We start from the raw sequence: 3,387 nt of genomic DNA, 5'->3' as shown, positions 1-3,387 counted from the left end.
TAGACCGGGTTCGCCGGGTACATCTCGTACCAGGGCTCGTCCACCGGGCTGCCGCTGGAGCAGTCGGTCGCCACCCCGGTCTGCTCGACGGTGGAGGTGCCGTACCCGTCGATGCCGACCCAGGGGGCGTAGAGGTCGTTGCTGGAGCTGCAGGTCGCCGCCGGCTCGGTCCAGGTCGCCGCGACCGAGGTGAAGCCGCTGCCGGTGGCGGCGTACCCGCCCCAGTTGTAGCCGTTGGTGTTGTAGTGCAAGGGGCGGAACGCCAGTCCCTGTGCCGCCGCCGCGGTCGCCGGAACGGCCGGCGCGACGATGCTCGTCGCCGCGACCCCGAGTGTGGCGACGCGTATCAGGAATCTGCGCATGCTGGCTCCTCTGTGGGTAATGATCAGGATGCTCACACAGCTGCCCACAGCCGTGTGGGCGGCTGTGTGGGAGGGCAGCACTACAGAGACTGCCGACCATGGCAAGGCCCGGCAAGGATCACAGCGTCGTTAAGTGTTAAGCGAATTGCCATCCTGCGCGCATAGCGACTGTGACGTGCTGTCGTGCTCGGTGGCGGGGCAGCACCTCGGGTCGGGGTGGGTTCTAGTGGCCGGCGGTGCCGGTGGTCCAGAGAGACTTGCCGGCGGAGCTGGCGATGACCACGTTTCCGTCGTCCTGGACGGAGAGGGTGGCACCGTTGTTGCCGGCCGTGCCGCTGGACCAGACCGGGCTGCCGGCGGCGGTGTAGAGGACGAAGTTGCCGTCGCCCTGCATGTACGCCTGGGTGGCGCCCTTGCCGGAGGTCTTGGCGGACCAGAGCACGGTGCCGCCCTGGTAGAGCACGAGGTTGCCGTCGCCGCCGAGGACGAGCTTGAACCGGCCGTCGCAGGACAGCAGCGGCTTGTTGACGACGAAGTTCTGGTCGGCGGTCAGCATTCCGCAGCCGGCCGTGGCCGTGGGTGACGGCGAGGGCGTCGTCGTGGACGGGATCGGCGGCGTGGGACGGGTGGAGGTCAGGGCGATCTGGCCCTTGAGCATCTTCCCGCCGTCGTTGGTCAGCCGCAGGTAGTAGTCGGTGGAGCAGGCCGTGCCGTCCTCGTCCAGGGCCAGCAGGCCGGAGCCGGCCGGGACGGTGGCCTGGCTGGCGGAGGTCTTGCCGATCTGGTTGCCCTCGCCGTATTCGTCGAACATGGAGATGTAGATGCCCTGGGCCCCGACGCGCACCATGTTGTAGAACTGCGCCCACATGAAGTCGCCGTGCGCGCGCTGGTTGGCGGAGAGGTCGCCGGGCAGCACGCAGGGCTGGTAGTCGATGCCGTTCGCCTTGCAGTCGGCCATGTCAGGGGTGTTGACGTTGGTGTAGAAGTTGTTCGTGTCGGCGACGGAGCCGATGCGTCCGACCATCCACGGCGAGAGCATGTTGAAAGCGTGGTAGACGTCCAGGAACCCGGCGCGCGAGTCGTCCGAGGAGGTGCGCCAGTGCGTCGGCACTCCGCCGATCACGTAGCAGCCCTGGTTCTTGAACCAGTTCACCACGTCGAGGCAGGTGGCCGCGTCCCACGTGTGATTGCTGTCGTTGAAGCCGAAGCCCCAGATGCACACCACCGGCTTGCCGCTCTGGCGGGCGTAGGCGCTCGACGAGGTGTACGCGGACATCTTGTTGGTCCAGTCGGCCTTGATGTCCGCCTGCATGGTGGTCCAGCCGCTGACGTCGTACATGATGTAGAACTTCCGGCCGTACGCCTCCGCCGCGCTCTTCACCTTGGCCGCCATGGCATCGCGGGTCGGACCCTCGCCGCCGGTCGGATTGAACCGCTGCAGCGCGGCGGTGTCGCAGCCGTTCTGCTGCATCCAGGAGAAGTGGGTGTTGACCGTCTGCTGGTCGTACGACGAGAACAGCGTCGCGGGCTGACCGTTGTTGAAGTTCGCGAACGCGGTCTTGTAGGTCGCGGTGTAGTCGGCCATGTCCGGCCACGCCTTGATGTTGGTGTTGCTCGTCGACGGCGCCGAGGCCATGTTCTGGCTCCAGTGCCACCAGCCGTTGATCGGCGCGCCGTCGCCTTTACACGCGAACCAGCCCTGATAGCCCACGGTGATCTTGCCCACCACGTCGCCGGCCGGGGACGCGGCGCTCGCGGAACTCGTCAGCCCGGAGACCAACTCCGCCCCGCCCACCATGGCCACGGCCGAACCGGCCAGCGTCGAAAGCATGAATTTCCTGCGTGAGATCGCCATCTGTACGTCTCCACTCGAGCGTCGGTTGCAGCTGCCATGGAGGGGAGGGACGCGTGGGGCGGCGGCATTGCGAAAAGTTCGAAAGATTCCCGCGGATCTTACGAACCCGTGTCGTCATGGGAGGGCCCTGCCATCTTGCCGTATGATCACGTGGGGCACACCGACAATGACCGTGCGTTTCGCTGTCAGGAGGAGATCAGTCGTGACGCAGTATCGACCGGTCTGGGCGCCGGATGGCGTGGAGATCGAGAAGCCGTCGACCGCCCGCATGTACGACTTCTACCTGGGCGGCTCACACAACTTCGCCGCGGACCGGCAGCTCGCGGCCCGCACCATCGAGGCGTGGCCGGACGTGCCGCACCTCTGCCAGGCGAACCGGGCGTTCCTGCGCCGGTCCGTCACCCATCTCGCCTCGCTCGGGGTCGACCAGTTCCTCGACCTCGGCTCCGGCATCCCCACCGCCGGGAACGTGCACGAGGTCGTGCACGCGATCAATCCCGACGCGCGAGTCGTGTATGTGGACGCCGACCCCGTCGCCATCGCGCACAGCAAGGCGTTGCTCGCCCAGGTTCCGGAGGCCGCTGCCGTCTACGCCGACCTGCGCGATCCGGACGCGGTTCTCGACAGCCCGGAGGTCGCGGGCTTCCTGGACCTCGCGCGCCCGGTGGCGCTGCTCATGTTCGCGGCGCTGCCGTTCGTACCCGACAGCGACGATCCGGCGGGGATCGTGGCGGCCTACCGCGACAAGACCGCGCCCGGGTCCTACCTGGCACTCAGCCACGGGACCGGCGACTACCGGCCCGAGGCGGTACGGCGCGTCGAAGACGTCTACACCCAGGCCAGCCACGCGATGCGGCTGCGCAGCCGGGACGATATCAGCGCGCTGATGGACGGCTATGAGCTGCTCGATCCCGGCCTGGTCGACATCATCCTCTGGCGCCCGGATCCGCAGTCCCCGCCGGACCCGCTCGGCGGCGACGTCACCCGCTACTCCATGTTCGCGGCCGTCGGTCGGCGCTGACGGCAGCAGGGCGATGCAACGCGCCGGGCCTCGGGGCGCATCCCGGGGCCCGGCGCGTGTGCACCGGTCAGCCGCTTCTACCGGCGGCTGTACCGGTTGGTCGGGTCAGCCGTTGTAGCTGTCGAATATCTTGGTGAAGTCGAGCGCGT

General features: G+C 67.8%; 3 protein-coding genes. 1 reads left to right on the top strand and 2 read right to left on the bottom strand.

Annotation, left to right across the window (positions count from 1 at the left end; translation table 11 throughout):
* Both VG296_RS27200 and VG296_RS27195 read right to left on the bottom strand, forming a co-directional pair.
* Positions 1 to 362, bottom strand: a 362-nt coding sequence (locus tag VG296_RS27200) for a G1 family glutamic endopeptidase (protein ID WP_325570609.1), incomplete at its 3' end; no start/stop codon positions are given.
* Positions 363 to 585: 223 nt separating this feature from the next.
* Complete coding sequence (locus tag VG296_RS27195) at positions 586 to 2,217, bottom strand: lectin (RefSeq protein ID WP_349259712.1); 1,632 nt, start codon at positions 2,215 to 2,217, stop codon at positions 586 to 588.
* Between the two features lie 202 nt (positions 2,218 to 2,419).
* Here VG296_RS27195 and VG296_RS27190 point away from each other — a divergent pair, with 202 nt between their 5' ends.
* Complete coding sequence (locus VG296_RS27190; RefSeq protein WP_325570605.1) at positions 2,420 to 3,238, top strand: SAM-dependent methyltransferase; 819 nt, start codon at positions 2,420 to 2,422, stop codon at positions 3,236 to 3,238.
* Positions 3,239 to 3,387 lie beyond the last annotated feature (149 nt).

It is taken from the genome of Actinospica sp., from assembly GCF_035552695.1.
In the GTDB taxonomy this organism is placed as follows: Bacteria; Actinomycetota; Actinomycetes; order Streptomycetales; family Catenulisporaceae; genus Actinospica.
Note: the sequence above shows the minus strand (reverse complement) of the source record. Positions and strands in the feature narration are given on the sequence as shown.